The organism is Streptomyces sp. NBC_01591, assembly GCF_035918155.1.
In the GTDB taxonomy this organism is placed as follows: Bacteria; Actinomycetota; Actinomycetes; order Streptomycetales; family Streptomycetaceae; genus Streptomyces.
In genome coordinates this window covers 1,483,738-1,508,045 of record NZ_CP109327.1, presented here as the reverse complement: position 1 = coordinate 1,508,045, position 24,308 = coordinate 1,483,738, and the positions used below count along the sequence as shown (strand labels likewise).

The following is a 24,308-nucleotide window of genomic DNA, read 5'->3' as shown; positions in this document are numbered from 1 at the left end:
ATGACGACGACTCTGCCCAAGGCTCACTCCTCGATCGTGGAGGCGACGGAGCTGCCACGCATCATCAAGGTGACCGACAACCTCTACGCGGCGGCCTTCAGCCTGATGAAGCTGCTGCCCGCCCGCTACATACTCGACCGGGCCGAGGCCGCCGGCCTGATCTCCTCGGGCACCCGGATCATCGAGACCTCCTCGGGCACCTTCGCCCTGGGCCTGGCCATGGTCTGCCGCCTGCGCGGCTACCCGCTGACCATCGTCGGCGACTCGGCGATCGACCGGGACCTGCGCACCCGGCTCGAAATGCTCGGTACGACGGTGGAGATCGTCGAGCACACCGGCCAGGCCGGCGGCATCCAGGGCGCCCGGCTCGCCCGCGTCGCCGAGCTGCGCCGTCAGTACCCGGACGCCTTCGTCCCCGGCCAGTACGACAACCCCGACAACCCGGGCGCATACAGCGTCGTCGCCGACCTGATCGGCAACACCGTCGGCGCCGTGGACTGCCTGGTGGGCCCGGTGGGTTCGGGAGGCTCCACCGGCGGACTCGCCGCCGCGCTGCGGCAGACCGGCCCGGCGCTGCACCTGGTCGGCGTGGACACCCAGGGCAGCATCATCTTCGGCAGCCCGGACGGCCCGCGCACGCTGCGCGGACTCGGCAGCAGCATCCACCCCGGCAACGTCAAGCACGCGGCGTACGACGAGGTCCACTGGGTGACGGCCCCCGAGGCCTTCCACGCGACCCACGAGCTCTACCGCGCACACGGCCTGTTCATGGGCCCGACCAGTGGCGCGTCCTTCCAGGTGGCGTCCTGGTGGGCCGAGCAGAACCCGGACAGCACCGTCGTGATGGTGCTCCCGGACGAGGGCTACCGTTACCAGTCCACCGTCTACAACGACAGCTGGCTGCGCGAGCAGGGGATCGTCCCCGCCCCCGCCGTCGACGGCCCGCTCACCGTCGAGCACCCGCTGGACGCCACCGCCGCCTGGTCCCGGCTGCTGTGGGCCCGCCGCGGCTTCGACGACGTGGTGATGCCGGTGGTCGGCTCATGACCGAGCGCCTGCTGCTCCTGGTGGAGAGCAACACCACCGGTACGGGACGGCTGTTCGCGCGGCGCGCGGCCGAGCTGGGCGTGGTGCCCGTGCTGCTGTGTGCGGACCCGGACCGCTACCCGTACGCCGCCGAGGACCGGCTGCGGACCGTCGTCGTGGACACCTCCGACGAGGCCGCGCTGTGGGCCGCCGTCCGCGCACTGGAGGACGGGGCCACCGTCGCGGGCGTCCTGACCAGCTCCGAGTACTACGTACCGACCGCCGCCGCACTGGCGTACCGGCTCGGGCTGCCCGGCCCGTCGGCCGAGGCCGTGCGCGCCTGCCGCGACAAGGCCGAGCAGCGCCGGGTGCTCGCCGGCGCGGGCGTCGGGTCGCCGGACTTCGCCGTCGTCTCCGAGGTCGCCGACGCACTCGCCGCGGCCCGCTCCATCGGACTGCCCGTCGTGGTCAAACCGGTCCAGGGATCGGGGAGTCTGGGCGTACGGCTCTGCACCGACCTCGACCAGGTCGCCGAGCACGCCGGGACACTGCTGGCGGCCACCGTGAACGAACGGGGCATCGCGGCACCGAGCCGGATCCTGGTCGAGGAGTACCTGACAGGACCGGAGTTCTCCGTCGAGGTGTTCGGCGCCGACGCCGTCGTCACCGTCGCCAAGCACGTCGGCGCGCTGCCGGTCTTCGTCGAGATCGGCCACGACGTGCCGGCCGCGCTCCCCGGCGAACAGGAGATCGCGCTGCGCGAGTCCGCGGTACGCGCCGTGCGGGCGCTCGGCCTCGGCTGGGGAGCCGCCCATGTGGAACTGCGGCTGACCGGGCCCCGGACCGCCGAGGTCATCGAGGTCAACCCCCGGCTGGCCGGCGGCATGATCCCCGAACTGGTCCGCAGGGCCTGCGGGATCGACCTGGTGCGCGCCCAGGTGCTCGCCGCGCTCGGCACCGCTCCCGAGCTGGAACGTGGCGGGTACGCCCGTGCCTCGATCCGGTTCCTCACCGCGGAACAGGACGGCATCCTCGCGCCGTCCGCCGCACTCGCGGAAGCCGTGGCCAGGGCCCACACGGTACCGGGCACCGTCGAGGCGGTGCTCTACCGCGCCCCGGGCGAACCCGTCGGCCCCGCCGAGGACTTCCGGGGCCGCGTCGGCCACGCCATCGCCGTCGCCGACCGCTCGGTACGGGCGGCCGAAGCCGCCGACCGGGCCGTGGCCCTGCTCGGCGAGGCCGTGACCTACGCGGATCTGCACACAGAGGAGGCATTCGCATGACCGCAGCGACGGCGCACGGCGTCGACACCGGCCGGCTCAAGGCCGCGCTCGACGCCGAGGCGCACCGCATCGTCTACGACCAGTACCTGCCGGACACCGCCGACGGGCTCGGCGAGGAGCTGCGCTGCATCAGCGAGGTCGACCGGGCCCATCTGATCATGCTCACCGAGCGCGGGATCGTGGACGCGGGCCGGGCCGCGGCCCTGCTGCGCACTATCGAGGAACTGCGCGGACAGGACTTCGCACCGGTCCGGGCCACCCCGATGCCGCGCGGCGTCTACCTGGCGTACGAGGGACACCTCATCGAGAAACTGGGCGACGGGACCGGCGGCATCCTGCACACCGGCCGGTCACGCAACGACCTCAACGCCACCACCACCCGGCTGAAGACGCGCGGCCCCTATCTGGCACTGCTCGACGCGGTCGACCGGCTGGCGGGGGTGCTCCTGGCGAAGGCCGAGGAGTACCGGGACGTGGTCATGCCCGCCTACACCCACGGCCAGCCGGCCGTACCGATCAGCTATGGCCACTACCTCGCCGGTGTCGCGGGCGCGGTGCTGCGCGCGTACGAGGCGCTGCTGGACGCCGGACGCCAGCTCGACGTCAACCCGCTGGGCGCCGGTGCGATCGGCGGGACGTCCGTCCCCATCGACCCACAACGCACCGCCGAACTGCTCGGCTTCAGCTCCGCCGCGCCCAACTCGGTCGACGCGGTGGCCTCCCGGGACTTCGTGCTGGACCTGCTGTCCGCGTCCGCCGTCCTCGGCGTCGCGCTGGCCCGGGCCGGGCGGGACCTGAGCACCTGGACCTCGGAGGAGTTCGGGCTGCTGCGGGTGGGCGACACCCTCGTCGGCTCCAGCTCGATGATGCCGCAGAAGCGCAACCCGTTCCTGCTCGAACACATCCAGGGCAGGTCCACCGCGAGTCTCGGCGCCTTCGTCGGCGCGGCGTCCGCGATGACCACCGGCGGCTACACCAACGCCATCGCCGTCGGCACCGAGGCCGTACGGCACCTCTGGCCCGGACTGAGCAGCACCACCGACGCGGTGACGCTGCTGAGCCTGGTGGTGGCGGGAACGGAACCGGAACGGGAACGCATGACGGACCGGGCCGTGGACGGCTTCACCTCGGCCACGTACCTGGCGGAGCGGCTCGTCCTGGACGGGACGCCGTTCCGGGCCGCGCACCATCTCGTCGGCGAGACCGTGCTCGGTGCCCTGGAATCCGGCCGGTCGCTGGTGGACGCGGCCCGGTTCGCCGCCGTCGACGACGGCGGGCTGGCCCCCGACCGGGTGGCCGCGGCGTGCGCCCACGGCGGCGGACCCGGTTCCACGGGCGACGGAATACGCGCTCTCGGCATCCGACGGGACGCGCTGAAAGCCGAGTCGACCGACCGGCGCACCCGCTGGTCCGGCGGAAGCGCGCTGCTGTCGCAGGCCGTGGCCGAGGCGGTGACATCATGTCGGCCCGCCTGACCGAACGCGCTCCCGGCAAGGAGCAGGAGCAGCCGCCGCGCAGCGGACTGTTCGGCCACCACGACTTCCGGCTGCTGTGGCTCGGCGAGACGACCAACCGCGTCGGCATCAACATCACCGGGGTCGCCATGCCCCTGGTGGCCGTCGTGACGCTCGACGCGAGCACGTTCTGGGTGAGTGTGCTGGCGGCCGCCCCCTGGCTGCCCTGGCTGCTCATCGGCCTGCCTGCCGGTGCCTGGGTGGACCGGATGCGACGCCGGCCGATCATGCTGATCTGCAACCTGGTCCCGCTCGTGCTCCTGGCGAGCGTTCCGGTGGCGGGCTGGCTCGGCGTCCTGACGATGACCCAGCTGATGGTCGTGGCGCTGATCAACGGCTTCGCCGCGGTGTTCTTCGGGATCTCGTACAAGGTCTACCTGCCCTCCATCGTCGAACCCGAGGACCTCCAGGAGGCCAACGCCAAGCTGCAGGGCAGTGAATCGGTGGCCCAGGTCGCGGGGCTGGGCGGCGGCGGCCTGCTGGCCCAGGCGTTCGGCGCCGCCTCCGGACTCCTCGTCAACTCGGCGACGTTCCTCGTCTCCGCGCTGTGCCTGCTCGGAATCCGCAGCAAGGAGCCGATTCCGGAGAAACCCGAGGAACGCCGGGCCCTGCGGCAGGACATCAAGGAGGGCGTGCAGTACACCTTCAGGGACCCGTACCTGCGCGTCCTCACCCTGTACGGCACCGCCACCAACCTGCTGCTGACGGCCGAGGCGGCGATCCTGCCGGTCTTCATCATCCGTGAGCTCGGGGTACCCGAAGGCGCGACCGGCTGGCTCCTCGCGTCGAGCAGCATCGGCGGGATCCTCGGGGCGACCACCGCGAAACGCCTGATCGCACGGTTCGGCTCGGCCCGCGGACTGCTGGTCGCCACGATCGCCAGCGCCCCGTTCGCCCTGCTGATCCCGCTGACCAGGATGGACTGGACCCTGTCCGCACTGGTGGTCGGCAGCGCGGTCCTCTCGCTCGGTGTCGTGCTCGCCAACGTGATCCAGGGGGCGTTCCGCCAGCGCTACTGTCCGCCCCAGCTGCTCGGCCGCGTCTCGGCCAGCGTCTCGGTCGCGAACTTCGGCGCCATTCCCTTCGGTTCCCTGCTCGGCGGGATCCTCGGCACCGCCCTCGGCCTGCGGCCCACCCTGTGGCTGCTCACCGCGGGACTCGCCCTGACCCCGCTGCTCCTCCTGATCGGGCCGCTGCGCCGAAGGCGGGACCTGCCGGTCGCGCCGGCCACGCCGTGAGACCCGACTCGCCTGTCACTCTCGTACGAACAGGAGAGACCCCGTGGAACAAACCCTGCCGCAGGTCGTCCGTGAGCTGCCACCCCCTGGCTCACTCGACCTCTGGCTCCTGCGGGTCTCGGATGTCCCCATCGGCATCCTGGACGAACAGGTACTCGACGCGACCGAGCGTCAGCGTGCCGCCACCCTCATGCACGCCGCCGACCGGACCCGGTTCACGGCCGCGCATGTCGCCCTTCGCCGACTGCTCGGCTCGTACCTGAGCCTGCGCCCCGAGGAAGTCCACTTCGGCCGGGACACCTGTCCCTGCTGCGGCGGGCCGCACGGCCGGCCCACCGTGCGCGACGCCGACGACCGGCTGTTCTTCTCGCTGTCCCACCGGGGCGATCTCGCCGTCGTCGGTACCGCAGCGGCCCCCATCGGGGTCGACGTGGAACTGGTGCCGGACGAGGACGGCACCGCCGACCTCGCCGCGATGCTGCACGTGGACGAGCAGGCCGAACTGGCCGCGCTGAGCCCCATGGCGCGGCCGCGGGCCCTGGCCCGGCTGTGGACCCGGAAGGAGGCCTACCTCAAGGGCCTCGGCACGGGTCTGGGCCGCGACCCCGCTCTCGACTACGTCGGCTCGGGACGCCCCGAGGGCCCCTACCCGCCATCCGGCTGGACCCTGCTCGACGTACCGGTGGACCGGGGCTACGCGGCGGCGGTGGCGGTACGCGGCGAGCTGACCGTGGAAGGTCCGCTCGTCCGGAGGCTCGCCGGCCTCGACGTCGTACGGCACACCTGCGACGCCCTGCAGACGGCAAGAACTCCGCCCTGACCTCCCGCCGAGTCCGCCGGGTGCACCGTCGCGGTGATCACCCGGCGGCGGGCACGCACCACCCGGCCGCTCCCGCCGCGGCTGCCGATCACCGGAACGTCCTCGCCAACACTCCTACGGACTTTTGGAACTGACGATGTCAAACGCTGTGCAGCAGGCCCCCGCGGCCCTCCTCCCGCAAGTGCTGCCCCGTACCACCGGGCAGCCCGACACCGGCGCCGAGCACGTGACGGGCGCCCAGTCGCTCATCCGCTCGCTCGAAGAGGCCGGCGCGGAAACCGTGTTCGGCATTCCCGGCGGATCGATCCTGCCCGCCTACGACCCGATGATGGACTCGACCCGGGTCCGTCATGTGTTGGTCCGCCACGAGCAGGGCGCCGGGCACGCGGCCACCGGCTACGCGCAGGCCACCGGCAAGGTGGGGGTGTGCATGGCGACTTCGGGTCCGGGCGCCACCAATCTGGTGACCCCGATCGCGGACGCGCACATGGACTCGGTGCCGCTGGTCGCCATCACCGGTCAGGTCTCCTCCAGGGCGATCGGTACGGACGCCTTCCAGGAGGCGGACATCGTCGGTATCACCATGCCGATCACCAAGCACAACTTCCTGGTCACGAACGCCGACGACATCCCGCGGACGGTCGCCGAGGCCTTCCGCATCGCCTCGACCGGCCGCCCCGGACCGGTACTCATCGACATCACCAAGGACGCCCTGCAGGCGGCCACCACCTTCCGGTGGCCGCCGAAGACGGATCTGCCCGGCTACCGTCCGGTCACCAAGCCGCACGCCAAGCAGATCCGCGAGGCCGCCCGCCTCATCAGCGCGTCGAGCCGCCCGGTCCTCTACGTCGGCGGCGGAGTCATCAAGGCACGGGCCACGGCCGAACTGCGCACCCTGGCCGAACTGACCGGGGCCCCCGTGGTCACCACCCTGATGGCACTGGGCGCCTTCCCCGGCAGCCACCCGCAGCACGTGGGCATGCCCGGCATGCACGGGGACGTCGCGGCGGTCGCCGCGCTCCAGAAGGCCGACCTGATCGTCGCCCTCGGAGCCCGCTTCGACGACCGGGTCACCGGCAAGCTGGACAGCTTCGCCCCGCACGCCAAGGTCGTCCACGCCGACATCGACCCCGCCGAGATCTCCAAGAACCGGGTCGCCGACGTGCCGATCGTCGGGGACGCCCGCGAGGTCCTCGTCGCCCTGGCCGCCGCCGTGCGCGCCGAGCGGGAGGACGGCCGGGTCGGCGAGGCCGCCCGGACGGGATATTCGGCCTGGTGGCGGGAGCTGAACCACTGGCGGGCCACGTACCGTCGCGGCTACGAACTGCCCGCCGACCCGGGGCTGCTCTCCCCGCAGCAGGTCATCGAGCGGATCGGTCAACTCGCCCCGGAAGGAACGCTGTTCGCTTCCGGTGTGGGCCAGCACCAGATGTGGGCGGCACAGTTCCTCCCGCACGAGGAGCCGGGCACCTGGTTCAACTCGGGCGGCGCCGGAACGATGGGGTACGCGGTGCCGGCCGCGATGGGCGCCAAGGCCGGCCGCCCCGAGCGGACGGTCTGGGCGATCGACGGCGACGGCTGTTTCCAGATGACCAACCAGGAACTCACCACCTGCGCGCTCAACAACATCCCGATCAAGGTGGCGATCATCAACAACGGCGCGCTCGGGATGGTCCGCCAGTGGCAGAACCTCTTCTACGGAGCGCGGTTCTCCAACACGGTGCTGCACGACGGCGCCACCAACGCCACCACCGGATCGACCCGCGGAGTGGGATCCGCCACCAACCACGGCACCCGGGTCCCGGACTTCGTACAGCTCTCCGAGGCGATGGGCTGTGTGGGCCTGCGCTGCGAGAACCCGTACGAGCTCGACGCGATCATCGACAAGGCCAACGCGATCAACGACCGCCCCGTCGTGGTGGACTTCATCGTCCACGAGGACGCGATGGTGTGGCCGATGGTCCCAGCCGGCACCTCCAACGACGACATCATGGCCGCACGCGACGTACGCCCCGACTTCGGCGACTCCGCGGACGACTGAGAGGACCCTCTGACATGTCCCAGCACACGCTCTCCGTCCTGGTCGAGGACACGCCCGGCATCCTCGCCCGTGTCGCCGCCCTGTTCTCGCGTCGCGGCTTCAACATCGACTCGCTCGCGGTCGGCACCACCGAACATCCCGAGCTCTCCCGCATCACCATCGTCGTCAGGGTCGACCACCAACTGGCCCTGGAGCAGGTGACCAAGCAGCTCAACAAGCTGGTCAACGTTCTCAAGATCGTCGAGCTGGAGGCCGACTCCGCCGTCCAGCGCGAGCTGGTCCTGGTGAAGGTGAGCGCCGGCAACGGCACCCGGGCCCAGATCGTCCAGATCGCCGAACTCTTCCGCGCCAGAACCGTCGACGTCTCGCCCGACGCCGTCACCCTCGAAGCGACCGGCTCAGGCGACAAGCTCGACGCGATGCTCCGGATGCTCGCGGGCTTCGGCATCAAGGAGCTCGTCCAGTCCGGCGCGATCGCGATCGGCCGCGGCTCCCGGGCCCTGGCCGACCGCTCCGCGCGCGAGGCCCGGCCGATCCGCCTGACCCCGGCCGCCACCGCGACGACGGCCGACGCGCAGAGCGCCTAGCGCCGCTCGGTACAGACCACCGGCCTTCCTCTTTCCCGTCCGCACACCCTCACGTTCCAGGAATCAAGGAGAACCACCATGCCCGCCGAGCTGTTCTACGACGACGATGCCGACCTGTCCATCATCCAGGGCCGCAAGGTCGCGGTCATCGGCTACGGCAGCCAGGGCCACGCCCACGCGCTGTCGCTGCGTGACTCGGGTGTCGACGTCCGGGTCGGTCTGCACGAGGGCTCGAAGTCCAAGGCGAAGGCCGAGGAGCAGGGTCTGCGTGTGGTGACGCCGTCCGAGGCGGCCGCCGAGGCGGACGTCATCATGATCCTGGTCCCGGACCCGATCCAGGCCCAGGTCTACGAGGAGTCGATCAAGGACAACCTCAAGGACGGCGACGCGCTGTTCTTCGGCCACGGCCTGAACATCCGCTTCGGCTTCATCAAGCCGCCGGCCGGCGTCGACGTCTGCATGGTCGCCCCGAAGGGCCCGGGTCACCTGGTGCGCCGTCAGTACGAGGAGGGCCGTGGTGTTCCGTGCATCGTGGCCGTCGAGCAGGACCCCACGGGCAACGGCCTGGCGCTGGCCCTGTCGTACGCGAAGGCCATCGGCGGCACCCGTGCCGGTGTCATCAAGACGACGTTCACGGAGGAGACCGAGACCGACCTGTTCGGTGAGCAGGCCGTCCTGTGCGGTGGTACCGCCGCTCTGGTCAAGGCCGGTTTCGAGACGCTGACCGAGGCCGGCTACCAGCCGGAGATCGCGTACTTCGAGTGCCTGCACGAGCTGAAGCTCATCGTGGACCTGATGTACGAGGGCGGCCTGGAGAAGATGCGCTGGTCGATCTCGGAGACCGCCGAGTGGGGCGACTACGTCACCGGCCCGCGGATCATCACCGACGCCACCAAGGCCGAGATGAAGAAGGTCCTCGCCGAGATCCAGGACGGCACCTTCGCCAAGAACTGGATGGCCGAGTACCACAACGGCCTGCCCAGGTACAACGAGTACAAGAAGGCCGACAGCGACCACCTCCTGGAGACCACCGGCCGCGAGCTGCGCAAGCTCATGAGCTGGGTCAACGACGAGGACGCGTAACACCGACGCCCCGGACGTCCGGCCCCCGGGTGCGCGAAGGCGCCCGCGGGGACCGGGCGCCGCGCCGTGCGCCGGATAGCCTGGGCCAATGCTCACCGAAGTCACAGCGACCCGCTACGTCACGCCCCTGCGGGAGGGCGGATCGCTTCCCGGGATCGTCGAGGCCGACGACCTCGGCACCTATGTCATGAAATTCACCGGCGCCGGACAGGGCCGCAAGACGCTGGTCGCGGAGGTCATCTGCGGGCAGCTCGGCCGCAGGCTCGGGCTGCGGGTCCCCGACCTCGTACAGATCCAGCTCGACCCGGTCATCGGACTCGCCGAGCCCGACCAGGAGGTGCAGGAGCTGCTGAAGGCCAGCGGCGGGCTCAACCTCGGGATGGACTTCCTGCCCGGCTCGATCGGCTTCGACTCGCTCGCCTACCAGGTGGACTCCCGGGAAGCCGGACGGGTCGTCTGGTTCGACGCGCTGATCAACAACGTCGACCGGTCCTGGCGCAATCCGAACATGCTGATCTGGCACGGCGACCTGTGGCTCATCGACCACGGCGCCACCATGATCTGGCACCACAACTGGCCCGGCGCCCAGGCGTCCGCCGCCAAGCCGTACAACGCCTCCGACCACGCGCTCGCCCCGTTCGCACCCGACATCGCGGCGGCCGCCGCCGAGCTCGCCCCGCTGGTCACCGAGGAACTGCTCACCGAGGTCGCGGCCGACGTCCCCGACGAGTGGCTGGTGGACGAGCCGGGCTTCGACAGCACCGACGAGCTGCGCCGCGCCTATGTGGAGGCGCTCCTGCCGCGCGCCGCGACCATCCATGAGCGGATCACGATGGAGGGCCCCACCGAGCCCAAGCCGTCCCAGGCCCCCGGCTGGCTCACCGAACACCTCACCCCCTGGCCGCACCCCACCAAGAAGAACGACAAGGACGGCCAGCGGTGAGCGAGCGCGATGTCTTCGAGTACGCGCTGCTGCGCGTGGTCCCGCGGGTGCAGCGCGGCGAGTTCTTCAACGCGGGCGTGGTCGTCTACTGCCGTGCGCGGAGCTTCGTGGCCGCCCGCACCCATCTCGACGAGACCAAGCTGAGGGCCCTGGACCCGACCGCCGACGTGATCGGTGTACGAGCCGCCCTGCATGCCGTCGAGGGAGTGTGCCGCGGCGGTACGGCCGCGGGCCAGGCGGCCCGTGACGACGCCGGCCGCCGTTTCCGCTGGCTGATCGCGCCCCGCTCCACCGTCGTCCAGCCGAGCCCCGTGCACAGCGGCCTCACGGCCGACCCGGAAGCCGAGGTCGAGCGGCTGCTCGATCTGCTGGTGCGCTGATCCGCCGTCCGGCGGCGCCGCCCGCGACCACTGCGCGGGAGTCGCCGCCGGGTGTGACATGCGCCCCGGCGGCCGTGGGCCGTTGACACCGGGTGCCAGGGCTTCTAGCGTCTCGTCTGCTGAAGGTACTAAGCGGTTGCTCAGTAATCGGGAAGGTTCCGCGCACACGAGGTTCCGTGGCGGGGTTGCCCCGACGTCCGCTGAGCGGCGATCCAAGGGCGAGGAGAACCAAGCATGTCCACCACCGAGCAGCGCGTCGCCGTCGTGACCGGAGCGGCACGGGGCATTGGCGCCGCCACCGCGGTACGCCTGGCGGCCGAGGGCCGCGCCGTCGCCGTACTCGACCTCGACGAGGCGGCCTGCAAGGACACCGTCGAGAAGATCACCGCCGCCGGAGGCACCGCGCTCGCGGTCGGCTGCGACGTGTCGGACAGCGCCCAGGTGGAAGCCGCGGTCGCGCGGGTCGCCGCCGGGCTCGGCGCCCCGACGATCCTCGTCAACAACGCGGGCGTGCTCCGCGACAACCTGCTCTTCAAGATGAGCGAGTCCGACTGGGACACCGTGATGAACGTGCACCTCAAGGGCGCGTTCCTGATGGCCAAGGCCGTTCAGAAGCACATGGTGGACGCCAAGTTCGGCCGTATCGTCTCGCTCTCCTCCTCCTCGGCGCTGGGCAACCGCGGCCAGGCCAACTACTCCGCAGTCAAGGCCGGTCTGCAGGGCTTCACCAAGACCCTCGCCAAGGAGCTCGGCAAGTTCGGCATCACGGCCAACGCCGTCGCCCCCGGCTTCATCGTCACCGAGATGACCGCGCAGACGGCGGCCCGCGTCGGCATGGGCTTCGAGGAGTTCCAGGCCGCGGCCGCCACCCAGATCCCGGTGCAGCGCGTCGGCCGCCCCGAGGACATCGCCAACGCCATCGCCTTCTTCACGGGTGACGAGGCGGGCTTCGTCTCCGGCCAGGTCATGTACGTCGCCGGCGGACCGCTCAACTGACCCGAAGGGCTGCGGACATCATGACTGTGCAGGACAGTGGAAAGGTCGCGCTCATCACGGGCGGGAGCCGGGGCATCGGCTACGGCATCGCCGAGGCGCTGGTGGCCCGCGGCGACCGGGTGTGCATCACCGGACGCGGCGAGGACGCCCTCAAGGAGGCCGTCGAGCGGCTGGGCGCCGACCGGGCGATCGGCGTGGCGGGCAAGGCGCACGACGAGGCGCACCGGGTGGTGGCCGTCGAGCGCACCATGGAGGCGTTCGGCCGGGTCGACTTCCTGGTCAACAACGCCGGTACCAATCCGGTCTTCGGGCCGATCGCGGAGCTCGACCTCAATGTCGCCCGCAAGGTTTTTGAGACGAATGTGATCTCGGCGCTCGGCTTCGCGCAGCAGACCTGGAAGGCCTGGCAGAAGGAGAACGGCGGGGCGATCGTCAACATCGCCTCGGTCGCCGGACTCTCCGCCTCGCCCTTCATCGGCGCGTACGGCATCAGCAAGGCGGCCATGGTCAATCTGACCATTCAGCTGGCGCACGAGTTCGCGCCGGTCGTCCGGGTCAACACGATCGCCCCCGCGGTCGTGAAGACCAAGTTCGCCCAGGCGCTGTACGAGGGCCGTGAGGAGGAGGCCGCGGCCGCCTATCCGCTCGGTCGGCTGGGGGTCCCCGAGGACATCGGCGGTGCCGCCGCGTTCCTCACGTCCAGCCAGTCCGACTGGATCACGGGTCAGACCCTGGTGGTCGACGGTGGAATTTTCCTGAATGCGGGCGTGGGCTGAGAACAGCCTGAGCGGATTTGGCCCTGATTGACTCAAGTGCCCTGTCGGGCCTGCGGATTGACCCGACGGGGCACTGCGGTATGGTCTGCCGACCCATGGCTGATCGAGGAGCGTTCACGTGTTCTACCGGGCCAGTCTGCAGGCCGCTGCAGCCCTTGCTTCCCTTTCTCTGCTTGCAGGCTGCGGACTTCTTTCCGACAGCGGCTCGGAAGTCGAGCAGAAAATAGTCGTCGGTACGACCAGTGAGCCCTCCACCCTCGATCCGGCGGCGGCGTGGGACAACTCCTGGGAGCTGATGCGAAATGTCTTCCAGACCCTGATGAGCTACCCCTCCGGCAGCACGAGCCCCGAGCCCGATGCTGCGGAATGGTGCAAGTTCACCGACACCACCAGCACCTCCTACCGGTGCAAGCTCCGCGAGGGCCTGAAATTCTCCAATGGGGACAAGCTCGACGCCGAGGCAGTGAAGTTCTCCATAGACCGGATCAGGGAGCTCAAGGTCAAGGGCGGCCCGGTCGGCATGCTCGGCTCGCTCGACCGGGTCGAGACCAAGGGGGACGACATTGTCGTCTTCCACCTCACCAAGCCGGACGCCACGTTCCCCTTCATTCTCACCACGCCCGCGATGTCGCTGGTGGCGCCCGGCGCCTATTCCGAGCACAAGCTCCGCAACGACGGAAAGATCACCGGTTCCGGCCCGTACCTACTGGATTCGTACAAGCCGGGTAAGCGCGCCGAACTGGTGAAGAACCCGGACTACAAGGGGTACGCCGACCGCAAGAACGACGCGGTGACCATTCGGTACTTCAAGGGTTCCGCCCCGGTGGTCGCGGCGTTGCGGAAGAACGAGATCGACGCGATCTACCGAGGTCTGACCGCCGAGGACGTCGTCAGCCTGGAGGAGAACAAGGACAAGGCAAGCAACTTGCAGATCGTCGAGACGGTCGGCGCGGACATTCGCTTCCTGGTCTTCAACCCGAAGGACCCCGCAGCGGGGAACGTGGCCGTACGGCGGGCCATCGCCCAGCTCGTCGACCGTGACGCGCTGGTGGCCAAGGTCTACCAGGGCACGGCCGAGCCGCTGTACTCGATGGTCCCCAAGGGCATCGCCGGACACACCACCAGCTTCTTCGACGCGTACGGCGATCCGGACAAGGACAAGGCGAAGCAGATCCTGGCCAAGGCGGGCATCACCAAGCCCGTGGACCTGACGCTCTGGTTCACGACCGACCGGTACGGCTCGTCCACCGCCCCCGAGTTCGACGAGCTGAAGCGGCAGCTGGAGAGCTCCGGGCTGTTCAGGATCACGCTGAAGAGCAAGCCCTGGAAGACGTTCCAGGAAGGCTTCACCAAGGGCCAGTACCCCGTCTTCGGCCGCGGCTGGTTCCCGGACTTCCCGGACCCGGACAACTTCATCGCCCCGTTCCTCGGCAAGGAAAGCGTCACGGGGATGCCGTACATGAAGAACGAGATCACCAAGGAGCTGCTGCCGCAGACCCGCAAGGAGAGCGACCGGGGCGCGGTCAGCAAGCAGTTCGAACGGGCCCAGCGGATCCTGGTCGACGACGTGCGGATGCTGCCGCTGTGGCAGGGCAAGCTGTACGTCGCCTCGGGCGAGGACATCGGTGGCGGCGAGCGCGCCCTGGACCCGCAGACGGTCATGCAGCTGTGGGAGCTGTACCGCAAGGCCAGCTGGTAGGCCCCGGACGGGGCCGGCAGGGCGCGTTGTCAGTGGTCCCCGGTAGGTTCTCGGATGAAAAGCTGATTGCTTACCGGAGGTTGTTGAAGTGACCGACACCGACCTGCTGCCCGAGTCCTGGCGCGGCGTCCTCGGCGAAGAGCTGCAGAAGCCGTACTTCAAGGAGCTCACCGAGTTCGTCGAGGAGGAGCGGGCCAAGGGGCCGGTCTATCCGCCGCGCGACCAGGTGTTCGCCGCCCTGGAGGCCACGCCCTACGACCAGGTGAAGGTCCTTGTCCTCGGCCAGGACCCGTACCACGGGGAGGGCCAGGGACACGGGCTGTGCTTCTCCGTGCGGCCGGGTGTGAAGACGCCGCCGTCCCTGCGGAACATCTACAAGGAGATGAAGGAGGAGCTCGGCCTGCCGGTCCCCGACAACGGGTACCTGATGCCGTGGGCCGAGCAGGGCGTACTCCTGCTCAACGCCGTGCTGACGGTGCGCGCGGGCGAGGCCAACTCGCACAAGGGCAAGGGCTGGGAGAAGTTCACCGACGCCGTGATCCGCGCGGTCGCGTCGCGGCCCGACCCGGCGGTCTTCGTGCTCTGGGGCAACTACGCCCAGAAGAAGCTTCCGCTGATCGACGAGGAGCGCCATGTGGTGGTGAAGGGTGCGCACCCTTCGCCGCTGTCGGCCAAGAAGTTTTTCGGCTCCAGCCCGTTCCGGCAGATCAACGCGGCGGTGGCCGCCCAGGGCCACGAGGCCATCGACTGGCGCATCCCCGACCTGGGCTGATCGGAGGTTCCGGCCCCGGCCGGCGGCGGGCGTCCGGCGGACCGGCCGGGGACGCCCGCCCGAGCCTCAGCGGGATTGGCCGCGGCTGCGGCTAGCGTCGAACGGGAACGGGGGGACGGGCGCGCAGGGAGGTCGCAGTGACGGAGCAGCGGGAGGCGTCGAAGGACGCCGTCATGACCAGGATCGGCCAGGCGATCATGCTGCTGCACGGCGGCGACCGGGAGGAGGCCCGTAATCGTTTCGGTGAGCTCTGGTCGGAGATCGGCGAGGACGGTGACGCCCTGCACCGGTGCACCCTCGCCCACTACATGGCCGACACCCAGGACGACCCCGGCGATGAACTGGCTTGGGACCTGCGGGCGTTGACCGCGGCCGACGGGCTGGGCGACGAGCGCACGGCGCAACACCCCGATGCGCCGGCGGTGCGGGCGTTCTATCCCTCGCTGCATCTCAATCTCGCGGCGGACTATGTGAAGCTCCGGCGTCCTGACGCGGCGCGGATCCATCTGGACCGGGCGCGCGCCGCTTCCGGCGTGCTCGCGGACGACGGGGCGGACGACGGGTACGGGGGAGGGGTGCGCGCGGCGATCGCGAGGCTGGAGCTGCGGCTGCACGAGCTGTGAGGGTGGCCCGTCCATGGCCGACGGGCCACCGCTCGTTCCGTCCGTCCGGGCTCAGTGGCCGTAGGTGTCGTCGCAGATCCGGGACTGCGGGCTGCCTGCGGGCCAGCGCCCGTAGCCCCGCCCCAGTGCGCAGACGTCCGTCCCGGCGACCTTGGCAGGCGGGGCCGGGACGGGTGCGGTCGCTGCGGCTGGGGCACGGTGCGGGCGGGGGCGCGTGGCGGCCTGGTGCCGCTGCCGCAGGGGTGCGCGGGGCGCGGCGCGGCGGGTGTCCGGCGGTGCGCCGTTCGCGGGGCGGGAAGCGGACGCTGACGGCTCGGGGGCCGGTACGGCTTCCAGGGTGTCGTGGACGGGGGGCAGCACGATCTGCGGTGCCAGGTCCTGGGTGGGCCCGCTGGCACGGGGTCGCGGCGGAACGTCGGGTCGCGACTGGACGGACACGCAGCCGGACAGCGTCGTGACGGCCACGCCCACCAGCAGGCTCACGGTGATTCTGGTTCGTTGCACCTGATCAACTCTGCTGTGCGGACCCGGCTCCGGGGGGCCGGGAAGCCGGGATTGGCCCGCAAGAGTGACGCCGGTCAGCGCGGCCCCGTCCACTGCGGTCCCAGCATCCCGCTCAGCAGTTCGGCGAAGCCGGTGCGGAGCTCCTCCTCGCTCGGCACGGAGCGGCTGTACGACCCCGCGGCGCACGAGAACATCAGTCCCTCGCACCAGGCCGCCAGGGACAGGGCATGCCGCTCGGGCTCGGCCGACCCGGCGGCCGTCATCAGCGCCATCAGCGGTTCGCGGAACTGGCGGCCCGTCGCGTCGAAGAACTCCCGCAGTTCCGGGCGGCGGGTCGCCTCCAGGGCCAACTCGTAGCGGCAGACGAGCAGTTCGAGGTGGCGGGTGAGGTAGCGGTGCAGCGCCACCGCGAGACCGGCCACCAGCGCCTCCGCCCTGGCGGCAGGGCCGTTCTCCGGGCCGTTCTCCAGGGTGGAGCCCGGAACCGGGAGTTCACCAGGGGCGAGCACCCGCGCCTCACGTTCCGCCAGCCGTCGCACCGCTGCCTCCAGCAGGGACTGCCGGGTCCGCGCGTAGTTGGACGTCGAGCCCTGGGGGAGTCCGGCGCGCTCGTCCACCGCGCGGTGGGTCAGCCCGCGCATCCCGCGTTCGGCGAGGAGCGCGAGGGCGGCATCGGCGATGAGGTCGGCCCGGGAGGTGCCGGCGGTGCGTGTGGTCATGGGGGCAACCTACCTTCGAAACTACACCCGTAGTACGGTGAACCTGTCACTACGGGTGTAGTTCAGCGGTTCCGTGGTTCCGCGGTTCCGTGGTTCCGCAGTTCCGTGGTTCCGCAGTTCCGTGGTTCCGCCGTTTCGTGGTTTCGAGGATTCGTGGAGGAGTCATGGAAAAGCCCCATGCCGTCGTCATCGGCAGCGGAATCGGCGGCCTCACCGCGGCGGTGGCCCTGTACCGCCGCGGCTGGCGGGTCACCGTTCTGGAGCGCGCGGCCTCCCTGGAACCGGTCGGGGCCGGCATTGCCCTCGCCCCAAACTCCCAGCGCGCCCTGGACGTCATCGGCATGGGCGACGAGATCAGGTCTCTCGCCGCCTGGCAGGGCGAGGGCGGCATGCGTGCCCCCAGCGGCCGCTGGCTCTCCCGTACGGACAGCGCCGCCGCGGCCGAGCGGTTCGGCGGCCCGATGGTCCTGCTGCACCGGGCCGTCCTCGTCGACCGCCTGGTGGCCCGGCTGCCCGACGGCACCGTCCGGACAGGTACCGCCGCGGAGCTGCTGGACCCGGGGACGGCGGCCGGGGCGCCTGCCGTGGTCGGGACGGCGGGCGGGAACATCGAGGCCGACCTCGTCATCGGCGCCGACGGCATCAACTCGGCCGTACGACGCGCACTCTTCCCGGACCACCCCGGACCCTCGTACGCCGGATTCACCACCTGGCGCATCGTCGTCCCCGCGCCGGAGCGGCCCTTCGCCCCGCACGAGACCTGGGGGCGCGGCGCCCTCTGGGGCACCCAGCCGCTCAAGGACGGCCGGATCTACGCCTACGGGGCCGCCGTCGCCCCGGCCGGGGCCCACGCCGCCGACGGCGAGAAGGCGGAGATGATGCGCCGGTTCGGCAGCTGGCACGACCCGATCCCGGCGATCATCGCCGCCGCCGATCCCGGTCAGGTGCTCCGCAACGACGTCCACCAGCTGATCGATCCCCTGCCGTCCTTCCACCGGGGCCGCACCGTCCTCGTCGGCGACGCGGCGCACGCGATGGCGCCGAGCCTCGGCCAGGGCGGCAACCAGGCCGTCGAGGACGCGATCGTGCTCGCCCACCATCTGACGCCGGGCGGTGACCTCGGCGCCGGGGCGGCGGCGTACACCGCCGACCGGTTGCCCCGCACCTCGGCCATCGTCCGCAAGGCCGCACGGACTTCGCGTCTGATGCGCCTGACCAGCGCTCCCGCCGTCGCGATGCGCGACGCGCTGCTGTCCGCCGTCTCACGGTTCGGGCCCACCCTCGTCCTCCGTACCTTCGACGGGATAGCCGACTGGCAGCCGCCGCAGCACACGTATGCTGCCCCTCGCGAGGTGAACACCGCGCCGGCGGGCACCGAACAGTGAGAGGGAGACCCCTGTGAAGGTCGGCTGCATCGGGCTCGGCGACATCGCGCAGAAGGCGTATCTGCCGGTTCTGACCACCCTGCCCGGGGTCGAACTGCACCTGCAGACCCGTACGCCCGCCACTCTGGCCGCGGTTGCCGAGGCCCATCGGATTCCGGCCGGGCAGTGCCACACCGACCTCGAGTCGCTGATCGCCCAGGGGCTGGACGCCGCGTTCGTCCACGCCCCGACCGCCGTGCATCCGGAGATCACGGCCCGGCTGCTGGAGGCCGGCGTCGCCACCTACGTCGACAAGCCGCTGGCCTATGAACTAGCCGATTCCCAGCGGCTGGTGAGCCTCGCCGAGGAGCGCGGAACGAGCCTCGCCGTCGGCTTCAACCGCAGGGTCGCGCCCGGCTACGCGCAGTGCGCCGAGCACCCGCGCGAGCTGATCCTCATGCAGAAGAACCGGGTGGGGATGCCGGAGGATCCGCGCACCATGGTGTTCGACGACTTCATCCATGTCGTCGACACCCTCCGCTTCCTGGCGCCGGGCCCGGTCGAGCACACCGTCGTCCGGGCCAGGATCCGCGAGGGCCTGATGCACCATGTCGTACTGGAGCTCTCCGGTGACGGATTCACCGCCATCGGCACGATGAACCGGCTGAGCGGCTCGACCGAGGAACGGCTGGAGGTCTCCGGCCGGGACTCCAAGCGCGAGGTCGTCAACCTCGCCGAGGTGATCGATCACAAGGGGCAGCCGAGCGTACGGCGGCGCGGCGACTGGGTGCCGGTGGCCCGTCAGCGCGGCATCGAGCAGAGCGTGCTGTCGTTCCTGGACGCGGTGCGCGCCGGAACAGTGCTGAGCGCCCAGGACGCCCTGCGGACGCACGAGCTGTGCGAACACATCCTGCGCGACCTGGGCTGCGCCTAGAGCCTGTCCGGTCGATCATGTGCGGAGCCAGATGATGAGGGCTGCGGCGGTGACGGTGCCGAGGTATACGTAGCCGCGCCTGTCGTATCGCGTTGCCACGGCCCGGGACTGTTTCAGCTGCTCCTGGCCGCGGCATCGCCGATCCGAGGAGGCGGCGTTCATCGAACCCATCGCCCAGACCGAACCTGCATGGGTGCGCTCACCGTCGTCAGTACCGGGCCTGCCCGCACGGGTCTCGTCAATGACGGTGAGCAGCCAGCCGTCGGTTGCTCTGGTCCTCCAGAACAAGCCGGTTTACCTAGTGCTACCGGATCGGATGGCTTTATCGAGACTCACGACAGCGATTGTTCACGACTGCGGGGACTCCCGTGTCCCGTGTCAGGCGTGACTTGTTACGCGGAGGATGAGTTGCGTAGGTGGTGGACGAACTTCGAGGAGTGGAACGGGCATGGGTTCTGAAGAAGGGCAGTCCTGCACGTGCGATGCGGTTGTGTGCCATGGGCCAGCGCTGCTGGCGGCTGACTTTCAATACCAGTTCGAGGAACTGTCCACGGACTCGAAGGCGGCGAAGCGCCGCCGATCCGAAGAGGCCGGCACGGTGTTGCAGCTGGTGCTCAGGCTTGTTACCAGGCTGAAGGGCGATGCCCCGGTGGTCTTGGACTTCGCCGCCGAGGCGGAGGAGCTGGAGCTTGACCAAGACGTGCTGCAAGAGAGAGTCGCGTGGCTGGTGGATCACCGCAGGTCCTCGCGGCTGAAGTCGGCGGGCGTCGGGAAAGCTTGGGTCGGGGCGACATTATGCTGGGGGAATGGTTGAGTCGTTGCCTTCCGTGGTCGCGGGTCGGTGGCGGCCGAGTGTCAAGTTCACCGTTCGCGTCGGGCGTCGCACGCTCGTGGAATCGCTGTATCTCCTTACCGCGCCGTTGAGCGCCGCTGTCGGTCCGCTGCTGGTGGCCGGCGGCCTGTGCGTCGGAACAGTCGGTTCGTTGATGCCGAGCGGGTCGCCCGTCGCAGCCCGGGCCCTGGCGCTGGCGCGATGGCCCGGCGATCTGGAGTGGTGGCGGATCAGCAGGGTGCGTTCCCGAGTCGGCGGGGCACCGGGCGCAGGCCAGCGGCCGAGGTCGAAGGAGACGGCCGACGCGGCCGACCCGGGGCTGTGGCTCGACCTGGCGCACGCGGTGACGGTGCTTCCCGTCGTACTGGTCACCTCGGTGGTGACGGTGCTGTGGTGGTTCGTGGGAGTCGCGACCGCCACGTACCCCCTGCGCAGCCAGGTCACGCCCGGGTCGCTGCGGCCGATGACCCTGTACGCGGGCAGCGACCGGTCCCACATCGCCCTGAGTCTGGGGCTGACGTCGCCGGCCGAGCGGCTCGCCTTCGCGATCACAGTCGCCGCGCTGCTGCTGTTCACCCTGCCGCTGGTGACCCGGGTATGCGTCGCGGCCCAGGCCGGTCTCGGGCAGGCGCTGCTGTCCAACATGTCCGCGTTGCACCGTCGGATCAGTGGACTGGAGCAGGAGCGCGACACCGCCCGCGCGCAGGCCGTCGCAGTGGTGACGGCTGAGGCGGCTGCCCTGCGTCGGCTCGAACGCGACATCCACGACGGGCCCCAACAGCAGTTGGTCCGTCTGACGATGGAACTGGGACGCGCGCAGCATCATTTCGACAGCAGGCCGGAACTCGTCCGGGCCGCACTCGCCGATGCGGTCCTCCAGGCCCAGGAGGCGCTGGACGAGCTACGGGCCCTGTCACGAGGCATCGCCCCGCCGATCCTCGCCGACCGAGGACTACGGGAGGCGCTGTCCTCTCTGGCCGCGCGCTGCGTCGTACCCGCTGAGCTCGACGCCGGTCCCATAGGCCGTCGGCTGGAAGCCGCCGTCGAGACGGCCGCGTACTTTGTGGTCGCCGAGGCGCTGACAAACGTGGCCAAGCACAGCCACGCCCGCCGGTGCACGGTCGGAATGCGTCACACTGAGGGAATCCTGCGGGTCTGGGTGACGGACGACGGCGTGGGCGGCGCGGCCTTGGCCAAGGGACACGGACTGCAGGGGTTGGCCGACCGGGTGCATGCGGTCGGCGGCCGACTGCGAGTCAACAGTCCCGAGGACGGCCCGACGACGGTCACCGCGGAGCTGCCATGTCGCTGACCTCGGACGAAACAGTGCCTGGAGCACCGTCGGACCCTACGGCCCGAGATCCGCTGCGGATCGTCGTCGCCGATGACGCGGTGCTGCTGCGCGAGGGCCTGGTCCGCCTGCTCGCCGAGGACGGTCACGAGGTGGTGGCGGCGGTCGGTGACGGCCCTGCCCTGGTCGAGGCGGTGCTCGCACACCACCCGGACGTGTCGGTCGTCGATGTGCGGATGCCGCCGACCCATACCGACGATGGTCTGCGCGCGGCGATCACCGCCCGCGGACAACTGCCAGGCGCCCCCATACTGGTGCTCAGCCAGTACGTGGAGGTCTCCTACGCCGCCGACCTGCTCGCGGACGGTTCCGGCGCTGTCGGCTATCTGCTGAAGGACCGGGTCGCCAAGGTCGAGGAGTTCCTGGACGCCCTGGACCGCGTCGCCCGTGGCGCGACGGTGCTCGACCCTCAAGTCGTCGCCCAGTTGCTGGCCGGACGGCGCCGGGACGACCCGCTGGGCGCACTGACCGCGCGTGAACGGCAACTGCTGGCACTGATGGCCGAGGGCCATTCCAACACAGCCATTGCCCGGCGGCTGGTGCTCTCCAACAGCGCGGTGGAAAAGCACATCGGCAACGTCTTCGCGAAGCTCGGCCTACCGCCCGACGACGCCCAGCACCGCCGGGTGCTCGCTGTCCTCGCCTATCTCAACGCCTGATGGCGGCCCATCACCATCCGCCTTTGAAGAAGGCCAGGAGCGCTGGCGCCGGGTCGGCTGTGGTGGTCAGGTTCGCCCCAGCAACAACGATGACGGCCGACGACAACAAGGCCGAGAGAAGACCGAACGACCTGAACACGCGCCTCGTTCGCCTGTCGGACGCCCCTGTTCTCGCAAACCTCTTCCACGACACCACACTCATGCCGACAAGGACGGCCGCCACCATCGTGGCGGCCACGGCCATCACCGCGTGGTATCGGGAAAAGTCGCTGACCATCACCTCGATGGCAGGCGGAGTTCGGTCACCGGAATTCGGGTAGTCAGCCAGTCGCTGCCTGACCTGATCGAGCGTATCGGCGAGTTCTCCATGGGCCGCGTACATCGGTAGCATCGACAGCAGCGAGGAGAAAGGCGCTATCGCTCCCTGGATGTTGGCCATGACCGCCGCCAACGAGAACAGCGCGAGCGCCGTGACGACAACCCCGGCCGACGCGAGAGCGGTCCTGCCTCCCGCCGCGAACTCGCCGGCCCGCAGAAAAGCTCTCCAGAGCAGAACACCGAGCGTTGTCAGCACGGCCAGCAGGGTCGCAGCGATCACGGCCTTGACCACGTGGTAATGGAGCCAGTAATCAACAACCCTCTCCAAGTCCGGGGAAAAGTCCCGGTCGCCGGAACTCCAGTAGTCGACGAACGACTCGGAGAGGCTGTCGCTGAGGATTCGCTGATCGCCGAAGCCGCCACCGGACATGCTCGCCGCCAATGGGCCGGGGGCGAAGATGAAAGCCGGGACCAGGGCCACGGCAAGAGCGACGAGCACAGCGAATGCGCGACCAGGGATACCTGCGGATCGGGATTGTTCGTGCCTGCTGGTGGGTTGTGCCGTTGTTGTCATGCGGATGACCATGTCGCACCGGCGCTCGCCCGGTCACTGAGGTCTGCCATCCACTTGGGGTGTGGCCTGCCACACCCCGGCCGTGATCCGCCTGTCCTGTCGCAGTGCATCTGACAGACAGCGAGCTGCTGACCTGCCGGGTTGCCACGTCGCTTGAGAGCGGTGGGGCGCTGACCTGTGAGGTTGCCAAGCGGTTTGAGAATGACGCCGGGCGCTGTTCCCGGACGAGTTGGCTCTCGCGGAAGGGGGCGCGCTACGGGCCGCCTCCCCGGAACGCCGGATACTCGTTCGGTCGCTTGTCAGCGAGGGCATGCAGAATGTGTCCATGAGTCACGACTATCGGCCCGGTGACGTGCTGTTGCTGGAGTGCCCGTTCACTGAGACCGTCGTCACCGGGGTCACCCCTTACTACGTCTCCGTGTGGTGGCCGTGGTTGGAGGTGGACCCGCAGGCCGAGAACATCAGGTGGAACGGCCGGAGGGCGCTTCCAACGCCCGCGGCCCGCGAGTGGGAGATCTTCCGGACGGAACCGGCAGAGAGTGCGCTGAAGCCGGGCGATACCTGCCTGGTGGGAATCCCCGCGACCGTGGTGCATGTCCAGGCGGTCCACCGCTTCGATCCACCCCTGGTCACCGGCATGCTGCCGCGGCCCGCGTCCTACGTCGAGGCCCTGCGGCAGGGTGAGACCCATGACCCTGACCTTGACGACCAGGGCTACACGATCGATCCGGCCGGCGGTGAACCGATACGCGTCGAGCTGCTCTTCCGTCCGTACGCCTTCCTCGAACCGGGTGATGAGGTCGCCGACCGGAACGGGCGCGCCTGGCGGTTCGATGCGGCCTGGGACTGGCACCCCTTCGACGGTGAGCAGTCGGGTACTCCGGCCTGGCCGCTGGCGCTGCTCTCCCGCCTTGGTGGGCCGACACCGAAGGAAGCCGCAGCGGTCGCCCGGGCGACAGCGGTCGGCAGCCACGCGGACGAACTGGAGCGGTGGAGCGGACTCACTCTCGCGCGACCAGCCGCCCATCAGCAGTAGCCTCGCGGGACCGAACGAAGATCAGGTGGGCGGCGCTGCCAGCAGTCAAGATCGCCCGAAGAGTGTTCATTCCACTGGGTGCAAAATGGTGAGAATCCGACAAAACTGATGAGGCTGAGTGGGAAACTGCCTGCTGCACTGCGACAGGACTGTCCTGTCGCAGTGCATCTGTCAGATGGTGAGCCGTTGACCTGGTGGGGTGCCACGTTGATTGCGAACGCTGGCCCTCAGTGTTC

The 24,308-nt window shown here is 70.1% G+C and carries 25 protein-coding genes; 21 read left to right on the top strand and 4 right to left on the bottom strand.

Annotation, left to right across the window (positions count from 1 at the left end):
- From OG978_RS07190 to OG978_RS07120, 15 genes are all read left to right on the top strand, one after another.
- A complete protein-coding gene (locus OG978_RS07190; RefSeq protein ID WP_326764391.1) occupies positions 1–1,047 on the top strand; it encodes a PLP-dependent cysteine synthase family protein in 1,047 nt (348 codons plus the stop codon).
- Entirely contained in the window at positions 1,044–2,309 is a 1,266-nt protein-coding gene (locus tag OG978_RS07185; protein WP_326764390.1) for an ATP-grasp domain-containing protein, read from the top strand. Before OG978_RS07190 ends, OG978_RS07185 begins: the two co-directional genes overlap by 4 nt.
- On the top strand, positions 2,306–3,784 hold the full coding sequence (gene argH, locus OG978_RS07180; RefSeq protein WP_326764389.1) for an argininosuccinate lyase: 1,479 nt from the start codon (positions 2,306–2,308) through the stop codon (positions 3,782–3,784). Before OG978_RS07185 ends, argH begins: the two co-directional genes overlap by 4 nt.
- Positions 3,769–5,061: an MFS transporter gene (locus OG978_RS07175; RefSeq protein ID WP_326764388.1), complete on the top strand. Its 1,293-nt coding sequence runs from the start codon at positions 3,769–3,771 to the stop codon at positions 5,059–5,061. The genes argH and OG978_RS07175 overlap by 16 nt, the downstream gene beginning before the upstream one ends.
- A 43-nt stretch (positions 5,062–5,104) precedes the next feature.
- The gene (locus tag OG978_RS07170; protein ID WP_326764387.1) at positions 5,105–5,881 is read left to right on the top strand and encodes a 4'-phosphopantetheinyl transferase family protein; all 777 of its coding nucleotides are present in this window, start codon (positions 5,105–5,107) and stop codon (positions 5,879–5,881) included.
- Between the two features lie 136 nt (positions 5,882–6,017).
- Positions 6,018–7,922: an acetolactate synthase large subunit gene (locus tag OG978_RS07165; RefSeq protein WP_326764386.1), complete on the top strand. Its 1,905-nt coding sequence runs from the start codon at positions 6,018–6,020 to the stop codon at positions 7,920–7,922.
- A gap of 14 nt (positions 7,923–7,936) precedes the next feature.
- Positions 7,937–8,509: an acetolactate synthase small subunit gene (ilvN, locus tag OG978_RS07160; RefSeq protein ID WP_326764385.1), complete on the top strand. Its 573-nt coding sequence runs from the start codon at positions 7,937–7,939 to the stop codon at positions 8,507–8,509.
- A gap of 78 nt (positions 8,510–8,587) precedes the next feature.
- Positions 8,588–9,592, top strand: a complete 1,005-nt coding sequence (ilvC, locus tag OG978_RS07155; RefSeq protein WP_326764384.1) for a ketol-acid reductoisomerase — start codon at positions 8,588–8,590, stop codon at positions 9,590–9,592.
- An 88-nt stretch (positions 9,593–9,680) separates the two neighbouring features.
- Positions 9,681–10,535: a HipA family kinase gene (locus OG978_RS07150; protein ID WP_326764383.1), complete on the top strand. Its 855-nt coding sequence runs from the start codon at positions 9,681–9,683 to the stop codon at positions 10,533–10,535.
- Positions 10,532–10,915, top strand: coding sequence for a DUF3037 domain-containing protein (locus OG978_RS07145; RefSeq protein ID WP_326764382.1), 384 nt, complete (start codon positions 10,532–10,534; stop codon positions 10,913–10,915). The genes OG978_RS07150 and OG978_RS07145 overlap by 4 nt, the downstream gene beginning before the upstream one ends.
- Before the next feature lie 234 nt (positions 10,916–11,149).
- Positions 11,150–11,911 (top strand): 3-oxoacyl-ACP reductase FabG, encoded by a 762-nt coding sequence (gene fabG, locus OG978_RS07140; protein WP_326764381.1) that lies wholly within the window; start codon positions 11,150–11,152, stop codon positions 11,909–11,911.
- Between the two features lie 20 nt (positions 11,912–11,931).
- A complete protein-coding gene (locus tag OG978_RS07135) occupies positions 11,932–12,687 on the top strand; it encodes an SDR family oxidoreductase (protein WP_326764380.1) in 756 nt (251 codons plus the stop codon).
- A 118-nt stretch (positions 12,688–12,805) separates the two neighbouring features.
- Positions 12,806–14,386, top strand: a complete 1,581-nt coding sequence (locus tag OG978_RS07130; RefSeq protein ID WP_326764379.1) for an ABC transporter substrate-binding protein — start codon at positions 12,806–12,808, stop codon at positions 14,384–14,386.
- An 88-nt stretch (positions 14,387–14,474) separates the two neighbouring features.
- Positions 14,475–15,158 carry a uracil-DNA glycosylase gene (locus OG978_RS07125; protein WP_326764378.1) on the top strand — a complete coding sequence of 228 codons (684 nt, stop codon included), beginning with the start codon at positions 14,475–14,477 and terminating at the stop codon, positions 15,156–15,158.
- A 137-nt stretch (positions 15,159–15,295) separates the two neighbouring features.
- A complete protein-coding gene (locus tag OG978_RS07120; protein WP_326764377.1) occupies positions 15,296–15,781 on the top strand; it encodes a hypothetical protein in 486 nt (161 codons plus the stop codon).
- 51 nt (positions 15,782–15,832) lie between these two features.
- Here the strand turns inward: OG978_RS07120 and OG978_RS07115 are convergent, their stop codons facing one another.
- The gene (locus OG978_RS07115) at positions 15,833–16,285 is read right to left on the bottom strand and encodes a hypothetical protein (protein ID WP_326764376.1); all 453 of its coding nucleotides are present in this window, start codon (positions 16,283–16,285) and stop codon (positions 15,833–15,835) included.
- A 74-nt stretch (positions 16,286–16,359) separates the two neighbouring features.
- A complete protein-coding gene (locus tag OG978_RS07110) occupies positions 16,360–17,004 on the bottom strand; it encodes a TetR/AcrR family transcriptional regulator (RefSeq protein ID WP_326764375.1) in 645 nt (214 codons plus the stop codon).
- Between the two features lie 164 nt (positions 17,005–17,168).
- Between OG978_RS07110 and OG978_RS07105 the strand changes: the two genes are divergently transcribed.
- On the top strand, positions 17,169–18,389 hold the full coding sequence (locus OG978_RS07105) for an FAD-dependent monooxygenase (RefSeq protein WP_326764374.1): 1,221 nt from the start codon (positions 17,169–17,171) through the stop codon (positions 18,387–18,389).
- 13 nt (positions 18,390–18,402) lie between these two features.
- Positions 18,403–19,302: a Gfo/Idh/MocA family protein gene (locus tag OG978_RS07100; RefSeq protein ID WP_326764373.1), complete on the top strand. Its 900-nt coding sequence runs from the start codon at positions 18,403–18,405 to the stop codon at positions 19,300–19,302.
- 15 nt (positions 19,303–19,317) lie between these two features.
- On the opposite strand, the gene OG978_RS48255 is transcribed toward OG978_RS07100, so the two are convergent.
- Positions 19,318–19,590 (bottom strand): hypothetical protein, encoded by a 273-nt coding sequence (locus OG978_RS48255; protein ID WP_442817665.1) that lies wholly within the window; start codon positions 19,588–19,590, stop codon positions 19,318–19,320.
- A gap of 160 nt (positions 19,591–19,750) precedes the next feature.
- On the opposite strand from OG978_RS48255, the gene OG978_RS07090 reads away from it, so the two are divergent.
- The 3 genes from OG978_RS07090 to OG978_RS07080 are packed head-to-tail and all read left to right on the top strand — an operon-like array spanning position 19,751 to position 22,144.
- Positions 19,751–20,116, top strand: a complete 366-nt coding sequence (locus OG978_RS07090; RefSeq protein WP_326764372.1) for a hypothetical protein — start codon at positions 19,751–19,753, stop codon at positions 20,114–20,116.
- A complete protein-coding gene (locus OG978_RS07085) occupies positions 20,109–21,446 on the top strand; it encodes a sensor histidine kinase (RefSeq protein ID WP_326764371.1) in 1,338 nt (445 codons plus the stop codon). Before OG978_RS07090 ends, OG978_RS07085 begins: the two co-directional genes overlap by 8 nt.
- 53 nt (positions 21,447–21,499) lie before the next feature.
- Positions 21,500–22,144 carry a response regulator transcription factor gene (locus OG978_RS07080; protein WP_326769958.1) on the top strand — a complete coding sequence of 215 codons (645 nt, stop codon included), beginning with the start codon at positions 21,500–21,502 and terminating at the stop codon, positions 22,142–22,144.
- 10 nt (positions 22,145–22,154) lie between these two features.
- Here the strand turns inward: OG978_RS07080 and OG978_RS07075 are convergent, their stop codons facing one another.
- Positions 22,155–22,961, bottom strand: a complete 807-nt coding sequence (locus OG978_RS07075; RefSeq protein ID WP_326764370.1) for a hypothetical protein — start codon at positions 22,959–22,961, stop codon at positions 22,155–22,157.
- A 400-nt stretch (positions 22,962–23,361) separates the two neighbouring features.
- Here OG978_RS07075 and OG978_RS07070 point away from each other — a divergent pair, with 400 nt between their 5' ends.
- Positions 23,362–24,072 carry a hypothetical protein gene (locus tag OG978_RS07070; protein ID WP_326764369.1) on the top strand — a complete coding sequence of 237 codons (711 nt, stop codon included), beginning with the start codon at positions 23,362–23,364 and terminating at the stop codon, positions 24,070–24,072.
- The last annotated feature ends 236 nt before the right edge of the window (positions 24,073–24,308 follow it).

What these genes read in the sequence shown, in the direction of transcription:
- OG978_RS07190 (WP_326764391.1), top strand. Translation starts at nt 1, where the DNA reads ATGACGACGACTCTGCCCAAGGCTCACTCCTCGATCGTGGAGGCGACG.
- OG978_RS07185 (WP_326764390.1), top strand. Translation starts at nt 1,044, where the DNA reads ATGACCGAGCGCCTGCTGCTCCTGGTGGAGAGCAACACCACCGGTACG.
- argH (WP_326764389.1), top strand. Translation starts at nt 2,306, where the DNA reads ATGACCGCAGCGACGGCGCACGGCGTCGACACCGGCCGGCTCAAGGCC.
- OG978_RS07175 (WP_326764388.1), top strand. Translation starts at nt 3,769, where the DNA reads ATGTCGGCCCGCCTGACCGAACGCGCTCCCGGCAAGGAGCAGGAGCAG.
- OG978_RS07165 (WP_326764386.1), top strand. Translation starts at nt 6,018, where the DNA reads ATGTCAAACGCTGTGCAGCAGGCCCCCGCGGCCCTCCTCCCGCAAGTG.
- ilvN (WP_326764385.1), top strand. Translation starts at nt 7,937, where the DNA reads ATGTCCCAGCACACGCTCTCCGTCCTGGTCGAGGACACGCCCGGCATC.
- ilvC (WP_326764384.1), top strand. Translation starts at nt 8,588, where the DNA reads ATGCCCGCCGAGCTGTTCTACGACGACGATGCCGACCTGTCCATCATC.
- OG978_RS07150 (WP_326764383.1), top strand. Translation starts at nt 9,681, where the DNA reads ATGCTCACCGAAGTCACAGCGACCCGCTACGTCACGCCCCTGCGGGAG.
- fabG (WP_326764381.1), top strand. Translation starts at nt 11,150, where the DNA reads ATGTCCACCACCGAGCAGCGCGTCGCCGTCGTGACCGGAGCGGCACGG.
- OG978_RS07135 (WP_326764380.1), top strand. Translation starts at nt 11,932, where the DNA reads ATGACTGTGCAGGACAGTGGAAAGGTCGCGCTCATCACGGGCGGGAGC.
- OG978_RS07110 (WP_326764375.1), bottom strand. Translation starts at nt 17,004, where the DNA reads ATGACCACACGCACCGCCGGCACCTCCCGGGCCGACCTCATCGCCGAT.
- OG978_RS07105 (WP_326764374.1), top strand. Translation starts at nt 17,169, where the DNA reads ATGGAAAAGCCCCATGCCGTCGTCATCGGCAGCGGAATCGGCGGCCTC.
- OG978_RS07090 (WP_326764372.1), top strand. Translation starts at nt 19,751, where the DNA reads ATGGGTTCTGAAGAAGGGCAGTCCTGCACGTGCGATGCGGTTGTGTGC.
- OG978_RS07085 (WP_326764371.1), top strand. Translation starts at nt 20,109, where the DNA reads ATGGTTGAGTCGTTGCCTTCCGTGGTCGCGGGTCGGTGGCGGCCGAGT.
- OG978_RS07070 (WP_326764369.1), top strand. Translation starts at nt 23,362, where the DNA reads ATGAGTCACGACTATCGGCCCGGTGACGTGCTGTTGCTGGAGTGCCCG.